This is a genomic window from Methylosinus sp. C49, from assembly GCF_009936375.1.
Taxonomy (GTDB): domain Bacteria; phylum Pseudomonadota; class Alphaproteobacteria; order Rhizobiales; family Beijerinckiaceae; genus Methylosinus.
The window spans coordinates 1,433,524-1,452,850 of sequence record NZ_AP022332.1 but is presented as its reverse complement, the minus strand read 5'-3'; the positions used below and the strand labels follow the sequence as shown (position 1 = coordinate 1,452,850).

Below are 19,327 nucleotides of genomic sequence, written 5' to 3'. Positions count from 1 at the left end.
TCCCTTGACTTGGGCCGCTGGCGTTACCGGCGGCCCTTTTTTTTCGTCATTGCGTGGAAGAAGCTTCCCGTCACCTGCCCCGCCCGCAGCCCCGCCGGCCGCTGCTCCTGCGAATAGGCGTCTGTAACCATCGCAAAGGGTTGGCCCTTCTCGCTCACGATCGTCGCGTAGTGGAATTCGTGTCCGGCCAACTCATCGCCCGCCACGCCCAGCGCGCAATCGCCGAAGAGTTGTGCGCGCCTATAGCCCAAATGAAGTTTGCGCTGCGCAAAACTCGTCGCCAGATCGAGCAGGCCGGCCATCTCATGCGCCGCGCCGGCGGCGTCGATCAGCACGCGCCCGAGCGTCATATAGCCGCCGCACTCGCCATGGAGCGCGCGCGTCGCAGCGAAGCGGCGAAGCCCGCCGAGAAAATTCTGCGCCGCCGCGAGCCGGCCGGCATGAAGCTCTGGATAGCCGCCCGGCAGCCAGCAGGCGTCACAATCCTCCGGCGGGGCTTCGTCGGCGAGCGGCGAGAAGAAAGCGATCTCAGCGCCCGCCTCGCGCCAAGCGCGCGCGAGATGCGGATAGAAAAAGGAGAAAGCCTCGTCCTGCGCGACGGCGATGCGGCCGCCCGGCGGCCGTGGGACATCGAGAGGACCGGGCGCAATACCGGCGCGCCCCCCGCCCGCAGCGGCGAGCAAGGCGTCGAGATCGACATGGGCCTCTATGCGCTCGGCCAGCCGATCGAGCAGAGCCTCGAGGCCGCGAGTCTCGCCGGCCTGCACCAGACCCAAATGACGCTCCGGCAGAGCGACGCCGGAATCGCGCGGCAGCGCGCCGAGCACTTTTATGCCGACCGCCTCGATCGCCTCCTGCGCGAGCTTGCGATGGCGTTCCGAGCCGGTGCGATTGAGCAGCACGCCGGCGAGCCTCACCCTTGCGTCATGCAGCGCGACGCCGCGCGCTATCGCGGCCGCGCTCTGCGCCTGCCCCGAAACATCCATCACCAGCAGCACGGGCCAGCCGATATGAGCGGCTATGTCCGCCGAGGCGCCCGTCTGCGCCAGCGCGCCGGGCGCGCCGTCGAAAAGCCCCATCGCCCCTTCCGCCACGACGAGATCGGCGTCCACGCCGGCGCGCAGCGCCAGCTGCGCGAGCATCTCGGCCTCCATCGTCCAGGAATCGAGATTGAAGCTCGCGCGTCCGGTGGCAACGGCGTGAAAGGCGGGGTCGATATAATCCGGCCCGCATTTGACGCCCGAGACCCGCAGGCCGCGCCGCGCCAGCGCGCGCATCAGACCCAGAGTCACAGTGGTCTTGCCCGCGCCGGACCGGACGGCGGCGATGAGAATTCCGGGCGCGGTCAGCGTCCTGCTCCCGTGGGCCGGAAGCGGCGATCATAGCCCGCGTCATAGAGCGCGCTCTCGCGGAAATCCTCCGCCGCCAGCGCCTCGCCGACGAGTATGAGCGCGGTGCGCTCCATCGGCGCTTCGCCTGCCAGCGCTTCAATGGTCGCGAGCGTGCCTCTCACAATGCGCTCATCGGGCCAGGAGGCGCGATAGACCAGCGCTATGGGGCAGTCCGCGCCATAAAAGGGCGTCAGCTCTCCGACGACGCGCTGCAGCGCATGGATGGAAAGATGAATGGCCATTGTCGCCCGCGCGGCGGCGAAGGCGGCCAAGGTCTCCGTCTCCGGCATGGCGGAAGCCCGGCCCGAGGTGCGCGTCAGCACCACTGATTGCGCCACTTCCGGCAAGGTCAGCTCGCGCCTCAGCGCGGCGCTGGCGGCGGCGAAGGCCGGCACGCCCGGCGTGATCGTGTAAGCGATCCCGAGCGCGTCGAGCCGCCGCGTCTGCTCGCCGACGGCGCTCCAGATGGAGAGATCGCCCGAATGCAGCCGCGCGACATCCAGCCCGGCCGCCGTCGCCTTCTGCATCTCCGCGACGATCGCGTCGAGCGACAGCGGCGCCGTGTCGATGATGCGCGCGTCCAACGGGCAATGGGCGAGGATTTCCGGCGCGACCAGCGAGCCGGCATAGAGACAGACGGGGCAGCGCGCGAGAATATCGCGGCCGCGCAGAGTCAGCAGATCGGCGGCGCCCGGACCGGCGCCGATGAAATATATGGTCATGGCGCTTCCTCTAACGCATTTCGCGCGATCGCGCAGGTGACGCCGACGCTGGCGAGGCGCGGCCCGAGCAGACGGCTCCCCGCCCCTGCCCCGACGAGCGCCGCCGCCTCCGCCACGCTGCCGACGCCGGTGAGCGCCTCCACGCGCGGCGAGCGGGTGAGAAGCTCGTCCTTGCGCGCGAGCAGCCTATCGAGAGGAAGAAAGACCAGCGGCAGATTCAGCAATCGCGCGGCGTCATGAAGCCCCGCCTCGCCGCGCTTCGCCTCGATGGAAAAAAGCGCAATCTCGGCGCCCCACTCCTTCTCCCACTCGTGGGAGAAGGTGGCCTCGCGAAGCGAGGTCGGATGAGGGTCCGCGCCGAGACGCCGGCGCGACGGCGAGCCCTCATCCGACCCTCGCTGACGCGAGGGCCACCTTCTCCCGCGAGCGGGAGAAGGATCGCGTGCATAGGCTTCGCGAGCTTTCCAAATCAACGCGACCGCCTCTTGCGCGTCCACGCCGCTGCGCGCGCCTATGCCGATCGCGTAGCGCGCGCTCAACTCTTCACCGCGCGCCATTGCAGCGCCGGCAGCGCCGGCTCCAGCGCGTGATAGGAGCCGATCGGGCGCGCTTTCGAGATCGCTATGCTCACCAGCTCGCCGCCCATGCGTCCAAAGGCGTCGATCAGCAGCGCCTGCGTCTCGATCGTCACCGCATTGGCGACGATGCGTCCGCGCAAGGGCAGCGCATTCCACGCCGCGTCGATGATCTCCGCTTCCCCGCCGCCGCCGATGAAGATCACATCCGGCGCCGGCAATCCCGCGAGCGCTCCAGGCGCAGCGCCTTCGACAATCGCGAGATCGGGAACGCCGAGCGAAGCCGCGTTACGCGCGATGCGCGCCGCGCGCGTCGCATTCTGCTCGATCGCAATGGCGCGATTGGCGGGATCGGCGAGCATCCATTCGATGGCGATGGAGCCGGAGCCCGCGCCTATGTCCCACAAGCATTCGCCGCGGCGCGGCGCGAGCGCGGCGAGCGTCACTGCGCGAATATCGCGCTTGGTGATCTGCCCGTCATGCTCGAACCAATCATCGGGCAGGCCGGGCGTCAGCGGCAGAATGCGCGCGCCAGGCGCCGAGATCACTTCGACGCCGATCGTGTTCAGCGGCGCAATCTCGGTGAGCGAAAACGCCTCCGCGCGCGCGCTGCGAATGCGCTCCTCGGCGCCGCCCATATGCTCGAGCACATGGATGCGCGACTCGCCCATGCCGAGCGCGCTCAGATGCGCCGCGAGGCGCGCGGGCGTCGTCTCATCCCATGAAAGAATCAGCAATCGGCGCGACGGCTGCAGATGCGGCGTCACGCGCTCGAAGGCGCGGCCATGCAGCGACAGCAATGCGCAATCCTGCTGGCTCCACTTCAGCCGAGCGGCGGCGAGCGAGAAAGACGATGGCGCGGGAAGGCAGAGAATCTCCTCCGCCGCCACATTGCGCGCAATCATATCGCCGACGCCGAAGAAGAAAGGATCGCCGCTGGCCAGCACCACCGTCGGCGCGCCGCGACGCGCGACAATCGTCTCCATCGCCGTGGAGAGCGGCGAGGGCCAGCGCAGCGTCTCGGCTTTCTGCGGGCCGATCAGCTCGAGATGGCGCGCGCCGCCGATGATGAGAGCAGCGTCGGCGATGAGCGCGCGCGCGGTCGGCGTCAGCGCCGCGAGGCCATCCTCGCCTATGCCGATGAGCGAAAGCCAGCGCGCCGCGCTCATATAGCCTTCCGCGACGTGTAGACGAAGGGCGGCGCATTCTCGCGCGAGACGAGCTTGGTCGCGCTCGCGCCGATGAGCACCAAGGTCGACATGTCGACGACGCTCGGATCGGCCTCGCCCAGCGTGGCGATCGCGATATTCTCCTCCGCGCGGCCGACCGATTTCGCGAAGACCACGATGCGATCTGCCGGCAAGACGCGGCGCAGCAGCGCGAATGTATCGTGAATGCGCCGCGGCCGCGCGCGCGAGGCGGGGTTGTAGAAAGCCATTACGAAATCGGCGCGCGCCGCCAGCTCGAGGCGATTGGCGATCACCTCCCAGGGCTTGAGATTGTCGGAGAGCGAGATCACGCAGAAATCATGGCCGAGCGGCGCGCCGAGCCGCGCCGCCGCCGCCTGCATGGCGGAAATTCCGGGCAGAATTTCGATATCCAATTCGCGCCATGCCGGATCGCCATTGTCGATCGCTTCCAGCACCGCCGCCGCCATTGCGAAAATGCCCGGATCGCCGCCCGACACGACAGCCACGTCGCTTCCGCTCGCGGCGAGACGCAGCGCGTCTTCCGCGCGCGCGATCTCGACGCGATTGTCGCTCGCAAGGCGCGTCTGGCCGGGCGTGACGGGAACACGCGCGACATAGGGCGCATAGCCGATGACATATTGCGCGGCGCTCAACGCCTGCTGCGCTTCCGCAGTGAGAAAGCGCGCATCGCCCGGACCGAGGCCGATGACGAAGAGCTTTCCGCTCCGTTTCGCTTCCGTCACGGCCGACGTCCGGCGCCGGGCACGAGCACCATCGCGAAATAAGGCGCGTCATCGTCGCGCTTCTCGGTGAGGCGCATGATCTTCTCTTCCGCCATTGTGCCACGCTCGACATAGATGGCGCGCTCGATGAGCTTCGCATCCTCGAGCGCGAGGCGCAGCTTGCCGAGATTGCCGCCGAGCTTCATCACCACGGCGGCGTCGGTCGCGGCGAGGCGCTGCGCGAGAATTTCGCGTGGCAGAGTCGCAGGAATGACGGTCAGCACATCGTCGCCCCATGTCATCGGCTGGCGCGCCGAGGCGAAGCAGCCCGACATCCCAGAGACGCCCGCGCAGACCTCCACGCGAAAGCGCGACGACAAGCGCGTCTGCAAATGCATGAAGGAGCCGTAGAGCATCGGATCGCCCTCGCAGAGCAGCGCGACATCGCGGCCGAACGAAAGGTGCAAGGCGAGGCGCTCCGCGCTCTCCTCATAGAAGGCCGCGAGCGCCGCCACATAGTCGGGGTGATCGAAAGGAATCTCTGTCGTCAGCGGATAAGCGAGCGCGATCTCCTCGCAATCCTTCGCGATGAAGCGCGCGGCGATGGCGCGCGCATGGCTCGGCTTTCCGCGCTTGGAAAAATAGGCGACGATTTTCGCTTCGCTCACCAGACGCGCGGCTTTCAGCGTCATCAGCTCGGGATCGCCGGGGCCGAGGCCGACCCCGAGCAGCGCGCCCAGCGAAACGCGCGCGCCATCGTCGGCGCGCAGATTCGGATCGACGATATTCATTCTTTCTCGCTCGCCAGCGCGTTGATCGCGGCGGCGGCCATGGCGCTGCCGCCCTTGCGTCCGCGCACGATCGCTGTCGGAACGCGCCCGTCGGCGAACGCGGCCTCTTTGGATTCCGCCGCGCCGACGAAGCCGACCGGCATTGCGATGATCGCAGCGGGCGGCGCTAGGCCTTCGTCGAGCATCTCCAGCAGTCGGAACAGCGAGGTCGGCGCATTGCCGATGGCGACGACGGCGCCAGAGAGCTTCTCGCGCCACAGCTCCATCGCCGCGGCGCTGCGCGTCGTCTTCATCTCTTCGGCGAGCGCGCGCGTGCGCGGATCGGCGAGCGTGCAGATCACCTCATTATTCGCAGGCAGGCGCGCGCGGGTGACGCCGTGAGCGACCATATTGGCGTCGCAGAAAATGGGCGCGCCATTGCGCAGCGCAGCGCTCGCCGCCTCCGCAAAGCCGGAAGAGAAGACGATATCGTCGGCGATCTCCACCATTCCGCAAGCATGAATGATGCGCACAGCGACGCGCTCCTCCTCACGCGAGAAACGCTCGAGCCGCGCCTCTGCGCGAATAATGGCGAAGGAGCGGTCATAGATCGCGGCGCCGTCGCGTATATAGGTCAATGCGCCGGACATTGCGGCTCCTTGCTCGTAGCGAGCGCGATGCGTGCTCTCATTGCGTCTTCTATCTCATTCACGCCGAGGTCTCGCAACGTCGGCGCATCATTGGCGCGTCCATTGTCGATGAGATCGAATCCTCGCGGCGTCGCCACCAGCGCGACCTTCGCCGCAGCGGGAGAGGCGCAGCCCTTGGCGCAGCCCGATATGTGCAGCCTCGCGCCCTCCGACGCAAGCCGCGCCGCGAGAGGGGCGAGAATTTCGGCGAGATCGCGCGTCGGCGCACGCGCCTGCGGGCATTCCGGCGCGCCGGGACAGGCGATGACGGCAAGGCGCGGATCATCCGCCGCAACGACGAGGCCGCGCCCGGCCGCGACCTCGACAATTTTTTGCGCGGCGTCGAGATCGGCGCAGGGCAGCAGCAACGCGCGCCAGGGCGTGAGGCGCAATTCTTCCCGGCCATGGACTTCGGCCAGCGCCGCGAGCGCGTCGAGGTCATCCGCGCGCAATCGTCCAGAGGGCGCGCCTATGCCGGCGAAGGCCATCACTCCCTTTTCGTCGCCATCGCGAGACAGAAGCGCTCCGAAAATCTCTGCGGCGAAGGCGGCGCGACAGCGCGATGTGTATGGCGCAGGCGCGAGAGCCGCCGCTTCGGCCAGCGCCTCGAGACCGAATGTGGCGACGACATTGCGCATACGACGCAATTCGAATTCACGACCCGCGCGCAAGACGAGAAAGGCGCGCGCGAGCGCCAGCGCGACATCGCTCGCCGTTTCCGGCGTCGCGAGAAAAGCATGCGCGCGCGCGCCATCGGCGATGATGGCGACATCATCGCCATGCGCCTCGAGGCGAATATCCATTGTCGAGGCGGAAAGGCCGAGCGCGCCGCCATCATCGACGAGAAAGCCGAACTTTCCAGGAAGCGCCAGCAGAGAAGCGTCCTTCACGAGCGATTGCGCGAGACTTGCGACGAGAGCGCTCGCCTGCGCGTCGGCGAAAGGCGAGACGAGGAAATTGAGCAGACTCTCCGTCGCCGCATCTTCGGCGAGCAGGCCGAGCGCGGCGAGGCGGCTCTGCGCCTGCTCGAGCTTGGCTTCGCTCACGCCGCGCAATTGCAATTGCGCGCGCTGCGAGAGATCGATGAGGCCATTGCCGCAATCCCGCGCGATCGAAGCGATCTCGCGCGCCCGCCGCGCCGAAAGACGCGGATGCGTCGTTTTCGCGCGCAACAGCAGACCGTCGCCGCTCTGCATCGGACGCAGCGCACCGGGACACCAGCCTTGGATTTTCGGCGCGGCGGTCATAGCGCGGGCCCCTCGAGCGCCGCGGCGACACTGTTGCGCCGCGTGCGCCACAAGCCGCGCGCGATGGCGCGCTGAAACATGTCGCGAATGGCCTCCGCCGCGCGCGGATTGGCGGTGAGCAGAAAATCGCGAACATTCTGCGCGCCGAGTGTCGAATCGAAGACGAGATCCCATTGCGCGTCGCGCACATGCGGCGTCGTCGCGGCGAAAGCGAAGAGATTGTCGAGCGTCTCGGCGATTTCCGCCGCGCCGCGATGGCCATGGCGCATTTGCCCCGCGAGCCAGCGCGGATTGGCGATACGGCCGCGAATGACGCGCGCGATCTCTTGCTCGAGCGAGCGCAGCTTCAATGCGGCGGGCCGCGTCGCATCGATATGGGTGATCTGCGCGGAGCCGCCGAGCGCGGCGTTGGCGGCGGAAAATCCGCCTTCGAATTCCGCGAAAGCGGCGCCGGTGAGCACATCCGTCTCCGCCATATCCTGCACATGCAGCAGAGCGTCGGCGACGCCGACACGCTCGCCGAAAGCCTCGCGCGCCGGCGCGCTCTCGCCATTGCGCGAGACGGCGTGTCCGCCGGCCGCGAGAAACGCCCGGCCCAATGCATCGCGCGTGTCGCCGCGGGCGATGGCCTCCGACAGGCCGAGGCCATAGCTTCCCTGCGCGGCGCCGAAGACGCGCTCGAGCGCGCGGCCGTCGCGGCAGGCGGCGGCGAGCGGATTGGACTCATCGTCCTCATCGAGCGCCGCCACGGCTGCGACAGCATCGTGGAAGAGCGCGATGAGGCCGGGGAACATGTCGCGAAAGAGCCCCGATATATGCAGCGTGACGTCGACGCGCGGAAAATCGCGGCTCGCGAGCGGCAATATCTCGAAGCCGCAGACGCGCGCGCTGGCGTTGTCCCAGAGCGGCGCGACGCCCATCAGCGCCAGCGCTTGCGCGAAATCCTCGCCGCCGGTGCGGATGGTTGCGCTGCCCCAGAGATCGAGCACGATATTTCGCGGCCATTCGCCCTGCTCTTGCGCATGACGCATCATCACCTCGCGCGCGGCGCGAGCGCCGATATCATGGGCGGTGCGGGTCGGAACATGGCGCGGATCGATGCAGAAGAGATTACGCCCGGTGGGCAGAACGTCGGCGCGTCCGCGCGAGGGGGCGCCGGCCGGGCCGGGCTCGACGAAACGGCCCGCGAGAGCGCGCAGCAGTCCATTCGCCTCGGCCGCTCCGCACGGCCCATCGCTGAATATGTGCAGCCCATCGCCGATGCGCATTTCCTTCACATCGCAGAGCCAGGCGTCGAACCGCGCCAATGCTTCCGCGCGATCCGTCTCGCGTGTGACGCCGCAGTCCTGCGCGAGGCCGCTGCGTTCGGCGACATCGAGAATCGTTTCCGCCACCAGCTTGGCTCGGCGCGGATCGAGAGTCGCGGCGCTCGCATATTCGTCGAGCAGGCTTTCTATCTCCTCCGCCTCGGCGGCGAGTCCCGCTTCGACGAGCGGCGGAGTCATATGGCCGATCGTCACCGCGCTCGTTCGACGCTTGGCTTGCGCGGCCTCGCCCGGATCATTGACGATGAAGGGATAGACGAGCGGCGTGGCGCCGAGCAGAACCTGCGGCGCGCAAGACGGACCGAGCATGGCCGATTTGCCGGGCAGCCATTCCAACGCGCCATGCGTGCCGAGATGAATCAGCGCGTCTATGCGTCGACTGTGGCGCAGCCAGAGATAGAAAGCGATATAAGCGTGGCGCGGCGCGAGCTCGGCGTCGTGATAGGTCTCGCGACGTTCCGCTCTGCTTCCGCGATCCGGCTGCAATGCGATGACGAGCTTGCCGGTCTCTATGCAGGAAAAGCGAAAGGCGCCGCTCGCGAGCGCCGGATCTTCCTCCGGCGCGCCCCAGGCGGCGAGGACTTGCCGCGTGAAGTCGTTCGGCAGATCGGCGAAAAGGCGCTGATATTCGGCGAGCGGCATCTCGGCGCAATGCGCGGCCTCCTCCAGCGCGCGCATGACGAGATCGCCGTCACGATAAAGCGACCCGATTTCGTAATCCGCGTCGCGCAGCAGATCGCAAATGGCGAGCACGCTTTGCGGCGTGTCGAGGCCGATCGCATAGCCGCCGCGCCCGCGTCGCGCCGGATAATCGGAGAGCACGAGCGCGAGACTCTTCTCGCGATGTCCGAGCCGGCGCAGGCGCGCCCAATTCTGCGCGAGCGCCGCGACATGATCTATCTGCGAAGGCTCGGGCGAATGGCGAATCTCGTCGAACTCGCTGGCGGCGCGCGCACGCGTCTGCGCCTTGAAGGAGACGGCGCCGGCGAAGATGCGGCCGTCGACTTCCGGCAGCACGACATTCATCGCGAGATCGGCGCCATTGGCGCCGCGCTTGGAATTTTCCCAGGCTTCGCGCGTCGAAGTGGCGAGCGCAATTTGGAGAACCGGCGCGTCGGCGCGATCGAGAACGGATCCTCCCTCCGTGCGCGCGGAGAAGGCGGTGGCGTTGAGAATCACATCGGGACGGAAGCTCGCGATCGTCTGCTCGAGAATCGCTTCGCAGGCGGCGTCCTTGAGGCTCGCGACGAAATAGGCTTCGACGCAGAAGCCGCGCGCCTGCAGAGCGTCCGCGAGCGCGATGATCGGCGCGAAATCCCCGGCGAGCCACGCGGAGCGGTAGAAGGTGACGAGCGCGCGCGGCGCCGCTGCCGCCTGTGCGCCGCTCGATTGCCCGGAGGCTCCCTCATCCTGAGGAGCCCGCGCAGCGGGCGTCTCGAAGGACGAGGGAGCCGTCACGCACGGACTTCTGAAACTCCCCCTCGTGCTTCGAAACGGCTCCTGCGGAGACTCCTCAGCATGAGGGGGAGGGTTGGTGGAGAGAGCTGATCGGCAGGCTCGCGCGCAGCGGCCGGCGAGCGGCGCGGACGCGCTCTCGTTCCAGGGCGTGGGCGTTCCTGCGAGTGTCGCGGCGTAGCCGAGGAAGGAACGCAGATTATCCGGGGCGCCGTCGCGGAAGAAGGACCAAATGTGCGCGAGCGCGTCGGAAGCAAGCGTGGAGGCGCGCTCCAGCCTTTCATCGCTGTGCATGTCGCCCGGAACGATCGCCAGCGCGAAGCCGCGCATGCGCGCCGCGGTCGCGAGCTCGTCGACGCCATAGGCCCAATAATCCTTGCCGCCGAGCAGGCGCACGACGACGAGCCGCGCATGACGGGCGACCTTGTCGATATAGAGATCGACCGAATAGGGGTGCTTCAGCCGCGCGAGCGAGGCGCAACGCAGCGATGGCAGCGCGGCGTTCTGCTCATGCAGCTCGGCGAGGAGAGAAAGCTCGGCGTCGGAGAAGGAGAGAAAGACCATCGTCGCCGGCGTCTGCCCGAGGTCGACCGCCGCCTCATTATCGTCGAGGCCATGGAGATCGCGCGCGAGCAGATGCATGGCGCGTCCTCAGCTCGTCAGCATGGCCGTCACGCCCGCGCGATCGAGACCCTTCTCGCCGATGACGACGAGGCGGCTGGCGCGATTCTCATCGGCGCGCCAGGGACGGTCGAACTGATGACGAAAGCGCGCACCGACGCCCTGCACCAATAGGCGCATCGGCTTGCCGGCGATCTCGACGAAGCCTTTCATGCGAAGAACGTCATGCGCCTCGGCGACGCGCGCCAAGCGCTCGATCAGCTCGCCAGGATCGCGCGCGGCGGCGATCTCGACGACGAAGCTCTCGAAATCGTCGTGATCGTGGCCTTCTTCCGTATCGTGATGAGAGGGGCGATCGGCGAGATCGTCTTCCGCCGCCGCGCCGAGGCCGAGCAGAATGGCGGGGTCGAGCCTGCCCTCGCTGGCGCGCAGCAGCTTTACCGCGCGGGGCGCAGTGGCGCGGATTTGCTCCGTGACTTGCGCTTCCTCTTCCGCGCTCAGCAGATCGGTCTTGTTGAGCACGATGAGATCAGCGCAGAGCAGCTGATCCTCGAAAACTTCTTCCAGCGGATTGTCGTGGTCGATCGCGAGGGTTTCGGCGCGCTCTTTCGCAATGGCGTCGAGATCGTCGGCGAAGCGGCCCGCCGCCACCGCCGGGCCGTCCACCACGGCGATGACGCCATCGACGGTGAGATGCGGACGGATCGTCGGCCATTCGAAGGCTTTGACCAGAGGCTTGGGCAGAGCGAGGCCGGAGGTCTCGATGATGATGTGCTCGGGCCGGTTCGGATGCGCGAGCAGCGCCTCGATCGCCGGCGCGAAATCATCGGCGACGGTGCAGCAGAGGCACCCATTGGCCAGCTCGACGATATTCTCCTCGGGACAGTTCTCCACGCCGCAGGCGCGAAGAATATCGCCATCGACGCCGACATCGCCGAACTCGTTGATGATGAGCGCGAGGCGGCGTCCGCGCGCCGTCTCGAGGATGTGGCGAATCAGCGTCGTCTTGCCGGCGCCGAGAAAGCCGGTGACGATGGTGGCGGGGATTTTGGCGAGAGCGCTCACGCCGCAGCCCCCGCGCTGGTCTTTGTCGGTAGCTGCCGCCAGACGAAGCCGACCGCAGCGCCGACCAGAATCCAGGTGATCGCGTGAATGGCGAGAGAAGCGGCGGCGAAACGCGCGGCCAGCTCGGCCGGCGCGGTGCTCTCGGGCGCGGGCGGCTGCGGCGCACCGATGAGATGCGGCGCGAGAATCAGCGCAACGCCGAGCGCCTTGACGAGCGGGCGCTCGACACGCAGCACGGCGAAGAGCCCGGCGCCGGTTGCGGCCGCCGTGCCGATCCACCAGAGCTGGCGCGCGGCGAGATCGCCGGCGGCGCTGCCCGGCAGTTCCGGCGCGAGGCCGAGGCTAGTGGCGAGGCCGGTGGAGGCGAAAGCGCAGGCGCCCCAGAGCGCGGCGCGCTTGGGCTCGATCGTCTCGCCGGAGAGCAGCATCAAGGCGAGCAGCACAAAAGCGTAGCCGATGGAGGTGACGCTGGTGGCGACGCTGGTCGCGGCGGTGCGCTGGAGGCCCGGCGCGGGCTCCCAAACGGGCTCGGCGGCGTGCTCATGCTGATGCGCCTCGACTCCGGCATGGGCCTGCTCGGCCGCGGTCTCATAGACCTCGGCGGCGAGGATCAGCGGAGTCGTGGTGACATTCTGCAGGGCCGCGACTGCGAGCCCCGCGAGAAGGCCGGCCAAAAGGCCGACCGCGAGGAGTCGCTGGATCACCGCTGCGTCAGTGGCAGGGGAAGCCGAGCGAATGGCGCGAATCATGCGCGGCGTTATGCGCGACGCTCGCATAGGAGAAGCCGGCGAGATAGACGAGGCCGGCGCCGAGCGTGAACACGACCAGCGCAGCGCGCAGGATCTCGAGGCGGCTGGCGGAGACGATCGCGGCGGCGGAAAGGGTCTTCGTGGTCATGTTCTGCTCCTCGCCGCCCCACCGGCGGCCTCAATGGTTTCGGGCGACGGCAGGTCTCCTGGCTCACGGGTCGCTGCGCGCGCCGCCTTCCCGGGCTTTGACCCAGTGGCATCACGGGCGCGCGCTCGCCGCTCACAGTTGCGGGGGCAGCCGCGGATCAGGGGCGAGCCCCATACCGCATTCCCTCTTCGCCTCCTTGCGGAGGACCGTCGCGAACAGTCATATGACGGCGAGAAGGAGCCGTCAAACGGCGAGGAGGCGCTGATCATGTCGGAATTCGCGGAAGAAGACGCCGCCCGCCGCCATCGCGAGAAGATGGAGAAGCGCAAGGCCGTGCAGGACGCAGAGGTCGCCGGCAAGAGCATCGCCGAAAAGGGCCTGCTGATGGTCCATACCGGCCCCGGCAAGGGCAAGTCGACCGCGGCCTTCGGCCTCGCTCTGCGAGCGATGGGGCATGGGCTCGCGGTGGGCGTCGTGCAATTCGGCAAAGGCGCCTGGGATACGGGCGAGCGCCGCATTCTCGAGAAGCTCGGCGGCGAGGACAGACTGCTCGCCTGGCACACGCTCGGCGAGGGCTTCACCTGGGAGACGCAGGACCGCGCCCGCGACGAGGCGGCGGCGAGGCGCGCCTGGGAGAAGGCGAAGGAGCTGATGGCTTCAAAAACGATTCGGCTGCTCGTGCTCGACGAATTGTCGATCGCGCTCCGCTATGAGCATCTGCCGCTCGATGAGGTGATCGCGGCGCTGACGGCGCGGCGGGACGATCTCCATATTGTCGTCACCGGCCGCAACGCCAAGCCGGAGCTGATCGCGGCGGCCGATCTCGTCACCGAGATGACAATGGTCAAGCATCACTTCCAGGCTGGGGTGAAGGCGCAGGCGGGAATCGAGTTTTGAGGCGGCGCCTCAAATGAATTTCAGCCCCTTCAGGCTCGAATGTCCGTTCCGCCCGACGATCAGATGGTCGTGCACGGCGATGCCGAAAGGCTGCGCTATGGCGATAATGTCCAGCGTCATGCGAATGTCGGCGGTGGAAGGCGTCGGATCGCCGGATGGGTGATTATGCGCCAATATCAGCGCGGAAGAGCCCAATTCCAGCGCCCGCCGCACCACCTCGCGCGGATAGACGGGCGTGTGATCCACCGTGCCGACGCCCTGAACCTCGTCGGCGATCAAGGCGTTGCGCTTGTCGAGGAAGAGAATGCGGAACTCCTCGCGCTCGGCATAGGCCATGGCCGTGCGGCAATAGTCGATCACATCGATGAAGGAGCCGAGCACGGTCCGCTTCTGCAGATTGCTGCGCGCGAGGCGCCTCGCTGTCGCCTCCATCAGCTTCAGCTCGCAGATCGCCGCCTCGCCGAGCCCGTCGATCTCGCGCAGCCGCTCCGGCCGCGCCGCCGCCACCTCGGAGAAAGAGCCGAATCGCGCGATCAGCGCCTTGGCCAGAGGCTTGACGTCGCGCCGTGGAATGGCGCGATAGAGCACCAGCTCCAACAGCTCGTAATCGGCGAGCGCGGCTTCGCCCGCCTCGAGGAAACGGTCGCGCAGCCTCTGCCTGTGGCCATGAAAATGCGGCGCCTCCTCGCGCAGACCGTCGGCGGGCTTCTCGCCGGCCGGTCGGCGCCTCGGGACGCGCGCCTCGCTCATTCGGCGCCGGCGGCCGCGTCCGGCGAGGCGCCGTTGGACGAGGCGCCATTGGGATTGTCGAGCCCGGCGGGCGAGGCGGTGAAGATTTCCACCCCCGTCTCGGTCACGCCGAGCGAATGCTCGAACTGCGCCGAGAGCGAGCGGTCGCGGGTGACGGCGGTCCAGCCGTCGCCGAGGATCTTCACCTGCGGCCGGCCGAGATTGATCATCGGCTCTATGGTGAAGAACATGCCTGGCCGTAGCTCCACGCCCTGCCCGGCGACGCCGTAATGCAGAATATTCGGCTCGTCGTGGAACAGCCGGCCGAGCCCATGGCCGCAGAAATCCCGCACCACGGAGCAGCGCTCGGCCTCGGCGAAACGCTGGATCGCCGCGCCTATGTCGCCGGTGGTGGCGCCCGGCTTCACCACGGATATGCCGCGCATCAGGCTCTCATAGGTCACGTCGATGAGCCGCTGGGCGCGGCGCGGAACCTCGCCCACGGCGAACATGCGGCTGGCGTCGCCATGCCAGCCGTTGATGATGAAGGTCACGTCGACATTGACGATATCGCCGTCGCGCAGGGGCTTGTCGTCTGGAATGCCGTGGCAGACGACGTGATTGATCGAGGTGCAGATGGATTTGCGATAGCCGCGATAATCGAGCGGGGCCGGATAGGCGCCGTTGGCTATGGCGAAGTCGAAGACGAGATCGTCCAGCTCCTTGGTGGTGACGCCGGGCTTCACATGCGGGACGAGCATGTCCAGCGCCTCGGCCGTCACCCGGCCGGCGAGACGCATGCCCTCGAAGTCCTCGGGGCCGTGAAGCTTGATCTGGCCGCTCTTGCGGCCCGAGCCCGCGAGGTGGGACTCGACGAATGTCATGCTGAACTCTCTGTTGGTCGTCGCCGGCTTCAGCTTTTAAATTAAGAAATTGACGCCGCCAAAGCAAGATGCGCGCGACGCCGCTGCAAGTCGGCCCGGAGGCTGGCCTCGGCGGCGCCGGTGGCATAGAGTTCGGGCGAGACTGACCTCGAGGAGCGGCCCGATGGAGCGCGAAGAGATCGTTACGGCCGCCGTGCTCGTGATCGGAGACGAGATCCTCTCCGGCCGCACACAGGACCTCAATACCAATTATATCGCCAAATATCTGGGCGAATTGGGGGTGGACCTGCGCGAGGTGCGCGTCGTGCCCGATATAGAAGAGGAGATCGTCGCCGCGCTGAATGCGCTTCGCTCCCGCTATGGCTATGTCTTCACCACGGGCGGCATCGGCCCCACCCATGACGACATCACCGCCGACGCCGTGGCCAAGGCCTTCGGCGTGCCGATCGGCGAGGATGAGCGCGCCATCGCCCTGCTGCTGGAGCGCATCGCCCCGCAGGACCTCAATCCGGCCCGCCGGCGCATGGCCCGCATTCCGCAGGGCGCCGATCTCATCGAGAACGCCATTTCCAAGGCGCCGGGCTTCATGATCGGCAATGTCATCGTCATGGCCGGCGTGCCGATCATCATGCAGGCCATGCTGGACGCCGCGGCGGGACGCATTGTCAAAGGCGTGAAGGTGCAGGTCACGACCGTCGACGCGCATAATATTCCAGAAGGACGCTACGCGGCCGATCTCGAGCGCATCGCCAAGGAGCATGAGCGGGTGACGGTCGGCTCCTATCCCTCCTTCTCCAGCGCCGGCGTGCGCAATCAGATCGTGCTGCGGAGCCGCGACGGCGCCGAGCTGGAGGCGGCGACGCAGAAAGTGCGCAAGCTGATCGTCGAGCTCACCGCCAATGGAACCCCGCTCTGAGGCGAGAAGGTCACCACAAATGGAAGACAAAGCCTTTCCGGTATCCTGGGACGCGTTTCACCGCGATGCGCGCGCGCTCGCCTGGCGGCTTTCGGCGGTGGGCGGCTTCTCCGCCATTGTCGCGGTGACGCGCGGTGGGCTGGTGCCGGCCGGCGTCGTCGCGCGCGAGCTCGGCATTCGCGTCATCGATACGATCGGCGTCGCCAGCTATCAGGACGAGACCCAGCGCGGCGAGGTCCGCGTGCTGAAGCCGCTCTCCGAGACGATCCTCACCCTGCCGAGCGAGGAGGTGCTGATCGTCGACGATCTCGTCGATACGGGCGCGACGGCGAAGGTCGTGCGCGCCCTGCTGCCCAAGGCGCATTTCGCCACTGTCTACGCCAAGCCGCAGGGCCGGCCGCTGGTCGACACTTTCGTCACCGAGGTCTCGCAGGACACTTGGATCTTTTTTCCCTGGGACACCGGCCTCAGCTTTCAGGCGCCGATCGCCAGAGGATCGTCCTGACGGCCGCCTATCGCCGATAGGCCGCGCAATCGAAGATGGCGTAATGCTCGATCGGCGTCCAATGCGGCGCCCCGCCGGCGAGATGCAGCGAGAAGCGCGGCGGACCGCGCCAGAAGCGTGCCTCCAACCCCTCGGCGAGCGCGCGCGGCGATTCGATCGCGCCGACGACATAGGCCGGGGCGTCCGGGCGGGCGCAGAGGCGCTCGAGCGAAGCGCGCGTGAAGGGCGGAAAATCGATCACATCATCGGTGCGCGGCTTCAGCGCGCTGTCGGCCACCCAGCCGAGATCACGCAGAAATCCCATGCGCTCGCGCCATTCCAGCGCCAGCGGCCGCGAGAAGACGACGCCCGCCCCCTGCACGCGCGAGGCCCAATTGGCGCGGCCGAGCCACACCCAAGGCGCCAGCTTGTCGTTCACCCACAGCACTTCGCCGTCACGCGGCGCGACCATCGCCTCCAGCTCCGGCGGATGGACGTCGGCCGAGCGCAGCGGGAATGGCTCGTTTATCCAGCAATAGGCCGCCAGCGGCGCGGCGAGAACCGCAACGCCCGCGGCAATGATCGGCCGCGGCCGCCATGCGTCGATCAGCATGGCGAGCGCCAGCAAAAGGAGCGGGACGAAGGCGGGCTCGCCGGCGCGCAGCACTGCCGGCAGGATCGAATCCTCGCTCGGCGCGACGCGGACATATTCCCGCGCGAACCACAGCGCCGCACCGAGCACGATGACCGCACAGAGGCCGCAGAGCGCGACGAGCGCGCGCTCCAGCAAGCCGAGCGGAATATGGCGCCAGCGCGCGCGGCCCCACCAGGCGAGCGCCGCGATAACCGCCAGAAAGGCGCTCTCCGGCGCCGCGCGCAAAATCCAGCTCGTCACGAGAAGCGTGAGCGCGATGCGTCCCTGAACGCCGTCCCGCCACAGAGCCGGCGCGGCGAGTCCGAGCGCCAGCGGCGCGAAAGCGGCGGCGAGCCAGAGCGCGCGCCAGGCCTGCGCCTGCGCCGCCAGCTCGCGCATCAGCACATCGCCGAGCAGAAAGCTCGCCGAAAGCCCGAGGCCGACCGCGCCGATCACGCAAAAGAGCAGACGCCGCGCGGGAGGCGGCGAAAGGCTCGCTGCCAGCAGCAGCGTGCTCGCCTGCCGCAGCATTGCGATCCATGTGCTCGCCGGCCAGTCGGAGAGGAAAATATAATCGCTGCGGAGGGAGACGATCGCCGCCCATTGCGAATCGATGCGCGCCGTCAGCCGCTCGAGCAGCGGCGCGCCAGCGAGCGCCGCGACCAGCGCCCCCGCGCCGACGCCGAGCGCGGCGATGAGAATGCGGCGATCTTTCATTCCTTCATAGAGCAGCGCGACCAGAAAGCCCGGCGCGGCGATGATCGGGTGAAAGGCCGCGGCCGCCAGCAGAAAGCCGATCGCGACCCATCGCCGCTCGGCGAGCAGCGCCGCGAGAGCGGCGAGAACGAAAGCCTCGGCGAAGGGCCTCGGCGTCGCGAAAGGCTCGGCGAAATGAAAGACGCCGAATCCGCCATAGGAGCTGTCGAAAGCGGCCACGAGCAGCAGCAGCGCTATCAGAGCCGCCCCTCGCGCGAGGCGCGCGGCGAGCGCCGCCAGCGCCGCGAACCAGAGCGCGCAGCCCGAAAGAGCGAGCGCCTTGGCCGCCGCGGCGAGGCCGAGAGCGGGAATGAGCAGATCGACCAGCCGCGAGAAGACGCTGAATTTCGATTGTCCGTCGTAGCGGAACATGATGTCGCGGCCGACGCCCTGCGGATCGAGATCGGCGAGGCCGCGGCCCATATAGATCACCGCATCATGCTCGAGCCCGTAATAGGGCCGCAACAGCAGGAAGATCGCCGCGCAGGCGGCGAGCGGCGCGATTGCGCCGAGGGCGATTCGCGACGGCCGCGCGATCTCGCGGCGGAAGGCTTGATCGGTCGAGCTGAGCAATCGACTCCCCGGCGCTTTGCGCCCGAAGAAGCGCATGGCGGCTCCTGGGCGGATCGCAAAGGCTTATCGTCCTCACGGTTAACCCGAGGTTGAGGTCTCTGTTTGCCGCGGCCTGCGCGCTGCGCTATCACTGCGCGAATCGCGGACGTGGCGGAACCGGTAGACGCAAGGGACTTAAAATCCCTCGGGCCATGCCCATGCGGGTTCGATCCCCGCCGTCCGCACCAAGCTTCGCATCATCGCTCCGAGGAGCGAGCTTTCAAAGCGACGCCGCGCGCGAGTCGCAGTTCGCCCGCTCGCGCACGCTCCCATCGATCCGACAGCGGAAAGAGATCGACGATTTCTCAGCTCGTCACGCGCCAAGCGCCGTCCGGCTTCTTGCAGGCCTGGCCCTTGGCCTGCTGCGGCCGGCCGTCGATGAAAATCTTATGCGTATAATCCCGGCAGCCGCCGAAGGCCGCTTCCGGCCCCGGCTCGATAAAGCCATAAGCGCCATGGGTTCCGCGCCAGCTCTTGCGCTGGCCGGAGGCGACCGCCTCCTGTTGCGCGGCCACGGCGGTCACGCGATCGGCGGCGTCCAGCTCGCGTCCGATGGCGGCGCCGATGACGCCCGGCGCGGGAGGCTCGGGCGCGACGACGACGGCCGCGGCCGGAGCGGAAGATTCGGTGGAATTGCAGCCCGAGACGGCGAGCGCGACGCAGCACAGGCCCATGGCCGCCGCGATTCTGACGATCGCCGAATTCGCCTGTCTCGACATGACTTCTCTCCGCTGGCGCAATCGGCT

The 19,327-nt window shown here is 67.9% G+C and carries 19 protein-coding genes, 1 tRNA gene and 1 riboswitch; of the genes, 4 read left to right on the top strand and 16 right to left on the bottom strand.

What is annotated here, in order from left to right; genetic code table 11:
* Nucleotides 1–23: 23 nt before the first annotated feature.
* From GYH34_RS06905 to GYH34_RS06850, 12 genes are read right to left on the bottom strand one after another with little or no spacing between them, the layout of a single operon-like run.
* Complete coding sequence (locus GYH34_RS06905; RefSeq protein WP_161914924.1) at nucleotides 24–1,349, bottom strand: cobyrinate a,c-diamide synthase; 1,326 nt, start codon at nucleotides 1,347–1,349, stop codon at nucleotides 24–26.
* Nucleotides 1,346–2,113: a precorrin-4 C(11)-methyltransferase gene (gene cobM / locus GYH34_RS06900; protein ID WP_161912925.1), complete on the bottom strand. Its 768-nt coding sequence runs from the start codon at nucleotides 2,111–2,113 to the stop codon at nucleotides 1,346–1,348. The genes GYH34_RS06905 and cobM overlap by 4 nt, the downstream gene beginning before the upstream one ends.
* Nucleotides 2,110–2,670: a cobalamin biosynthesis protein gene (locus GYH34_RS06895; protein ID WP_161912924.1), complete on the bottom strand. Its 561-nt coding sequence runs from the start codon at nucleotides 2,668–2,670 to the stop codon at nucleotides 2,110–2,112. Before GYH34_RS06895 ends, cobM begins: the two co-directional genes overlap by 4 nt.
* Nucleotides 2,649–3,857: a precorrin-6y C5,15-methyltransferase (decarboxylating) subunit CbiE gene (cbiE, locus tag GYH34_RS06890; protein ID WP_161912923.1), complete on the bottom strand. Its 1,209-nt coding sequence runs from the start codon at nucleotides 3,855–3,857 to the stop codon at nucleotides 2,649–2,651. Before cbiE ends, GYH34_RS06895 begins: the two co-directional genes overlap by 22 nt.
* A complete protein-coding gene (gene cobJ / locus GYH34_RS06885) occupies nucleotides 3,854–4,621 on the bottom strand; it encodes a precorrin-3B C(17)-methyltransferase (RefSeq protein WP_161912922.1) in 768 nt (255 codons plus the stop codon). The genes cbiE and cobJ overlap by 4 nt, the downstream gene beginning before the upstream one ends.
* The gene (locus GYH34_RS06880; protein ID WP_161912921.1) at nucleotides 4,618–5,391 is read right to left on the bottom strand and encodes a precorrin-2 C(20)-methyltransferase; all 774 of its coding nucleotides are present in this window, start codon (nucleotides 5,389–5,391) and stop codon (nucleotides 4,618–4,620) included. Before GYH34_RS06880 ends, cobJ begins: the two co-directional genes overlap by 4 nt.
* On the bottom strand, nucleotides 5,388–6,020 hold the full coding sequence (locus tag GYH34_RS06875; protein ID WP_161912920.1) for a precorrin-8X methylmutase: 633 nt from the start codon (nucleotides 6,018–6,020) through the stop codon (nucleotides 5,388–5,390). Before GYH34_RS06875 ends, GYH34_RS06880 begins: the two co-directional genes overlap by 4 nt.
* A complete protein-coding gene (gene cobG, locus GYH34_RS06870; protein ID WP_161912919.1) occupies nucleotides 6,005–7,306 on the bottom strand; it encodes a precorrin-3B synthase in 1,302 nt (433 codons plus the stop codon). The genes GYH34_RS06875 and cobG overlap by 16 nt, the downstream gene beginning before the upstream one ends.
* Nucleotides 7,303–10,728, bottom strand: coding sequence for a cobaltochelatase subunit CobN (cobN, locus tag GYH34_RS06865; RefSeq protein ID WP_161912918.1), 3,426 nt, complete (start codon nucleotides 10,726–10,728; stop codon nucleotides 7,303–7,305). Before cobN ends, cobG begins: the two co-directional genes overlap by 4 nt.
* Nucleotides 10,729–10,737: 9 nt before the next feature.
* Complete coding sequence (gene cobW / locus GYH34_RS06860; protein WP_161912917.1) at nucleotides 10,738–11,772, bottom strand: cobalamin biosynthesis protein CobW; 1,035 nt, start codon at nucleotides 11,770–11,772, stop codon at nucleotides 10,738–10,740.
* Entirely contained in the window at nucleotides 11,769–12,476 is a 708-nt protein-coding gene (locus GYH34_RS06855; RefSeq protein ID WP_161912916.1) for a CbtA family protein, read from the bottom strand. The genes cobW and GYH34_RS06855 overlap by 4 nt, the downstream gene beginning before the upstream one ends.
* Nucleotides 12,477–12,483: 7 nt before the next feature.
* On the bottom strand, nucleotides 12,484–12,669 hold the full coding sequence (locus GYH34_RS06850; protein WP_036288956.1) for a CbtB-domain containing protein: 186 nt from the start codon (nucleotides 12,667–12,669) through the stop codon (nucleotides 12,484–12,486).
* Between the two features lie 30 nt (nucleotides 12,670–12,699).
* A riboswitch (cobalamin riboswitch) is annotated at nucleotides 12,700–12,895 on the bottom strand.
* A gap of 41 nt (nucleotides 12,896–12,936) precedes the next feature.
* Here GYH34_RS06850 and cobO point away from each other — a divergent pair.
* Nucleotides 12,937–13,566 carry a cob(I)yrinic acid a,c-diamide adenosyltransferase gene (gene cobO / locus GYH34_RS06845; protein ID WP_161912915.1) on the top strand — a complete coding sequence of 210 codons (630 nt, stop codon included), beginning with the start codon at nucleotides 12,937–12,939 and terminating at the stop codon, nucleotides 13,564–13,566.
* A gap of 9 nt (nucleotides 13,567–13,575) precedes the next feature.
* Here cobO and radC read toward each other — a convergent pair whose 3' ends face one another.
* Both radC and map read right to left on the bottom strand, forming a co-directional pair.
* Nucleotides 13,576–14,316, bottom strand: a complete 741-nt coding sequence (radC, locus tag GYH34_RS06840; protein ID WP_161912914.1) for a DNA repair protein RadC — start codon at nucleotides 14,314–14,316, stop codon at nucleotides 13,576–13,578.
* Nucleotides 14,313–15,179, bottom strand: coding sequence for a type I methionyl aminopeptidase (gene map / locus GYH34_RS06835; protein ID WP_161912913.1), 867 nt, complete (start codon nucleotides 15,177–15,179; stop codon nucleotides 14,313–14,315). The genes radC and map overlap by 4 nt, the downstream gene beginning before the upstream one ends.
* A gap of 163 nt (nucleotides 15,180–15,342) precedes the next feature.
* Here map and GYH34_RS06830 point away from each other — a divergent pair, with 163 nt between their 5' ends.
* Nucleotides 15,343–16,095, top strand: a complete 753-nt coding sequence (locus GYH34_RS06830; protein WP_161912912.1) for a molybdopterin-binding protein — start codon at nucleotides 15,343–15,345, stop codon at nucleotides 16,093–16,095.
* A 19-nt stretch (nucleotides 16,096–16,114) separates the two neighbouring features.
* Nucleotides 16,115–16,600: a xanthine phosphoribosyltransferase gene (gene gpt, locus GYH34_RS06825; protein WP_161912911.1), complete on the top strand. Its 486-nt coding sequence runs from the start codon at nucleotides 16,115–16,117 to the stop codon at nucleotides 16,598–16,600.
* Nucleotides 16,601–16,607: 7 nt separating this feature from the next.
* On the opposite strand, the gene GYH34_RS06820 is transcribed toward gpt, so the two are convergent.
* Complete coding sequence (locus GYH34_RS06820) at nucleotides 16,608–18,542, bottom strand: hypothetical protein (protein ID WP_161912910.1); 1,935 nt, start codon at nucleotides 18,540–18,542, stop codon at nucleotides 16,608–16,610.
* 141 nt (nucleotides 18,543–18,683) lie between these two features.
* Between GYH34_RS06820 and GYH34_RS06815 the strand changes: the two genes are divergently transcribed.
* A tRNA-Leu gene (locus GYH34_RS06815) sits at nucleotides 18,684–18,769 on the top strand.
* A gap of 117 nt (nucleotides 18,770–18,886) precedes the next feature.
* On the opposite strand, the gene GYH34_RS06810 is transcribed toward GYH34_RS06815, so the two are convergent.
* Nucleotides 18,887–19,300 carry a hypothetical protein gene (locus tag GYH34_RS06810; protein WP_161912909.1) on the bottom strand — a complete coding sequence of 138 codons (414 nt, stop codon included), beginning with the start codon at nucleotides 19,298–19,300 and terminating at the stop codon, nucleotides 18,887–18,889.
* Nucleotides 19,301–19,327: the final 27 nt, after the last annotated feature.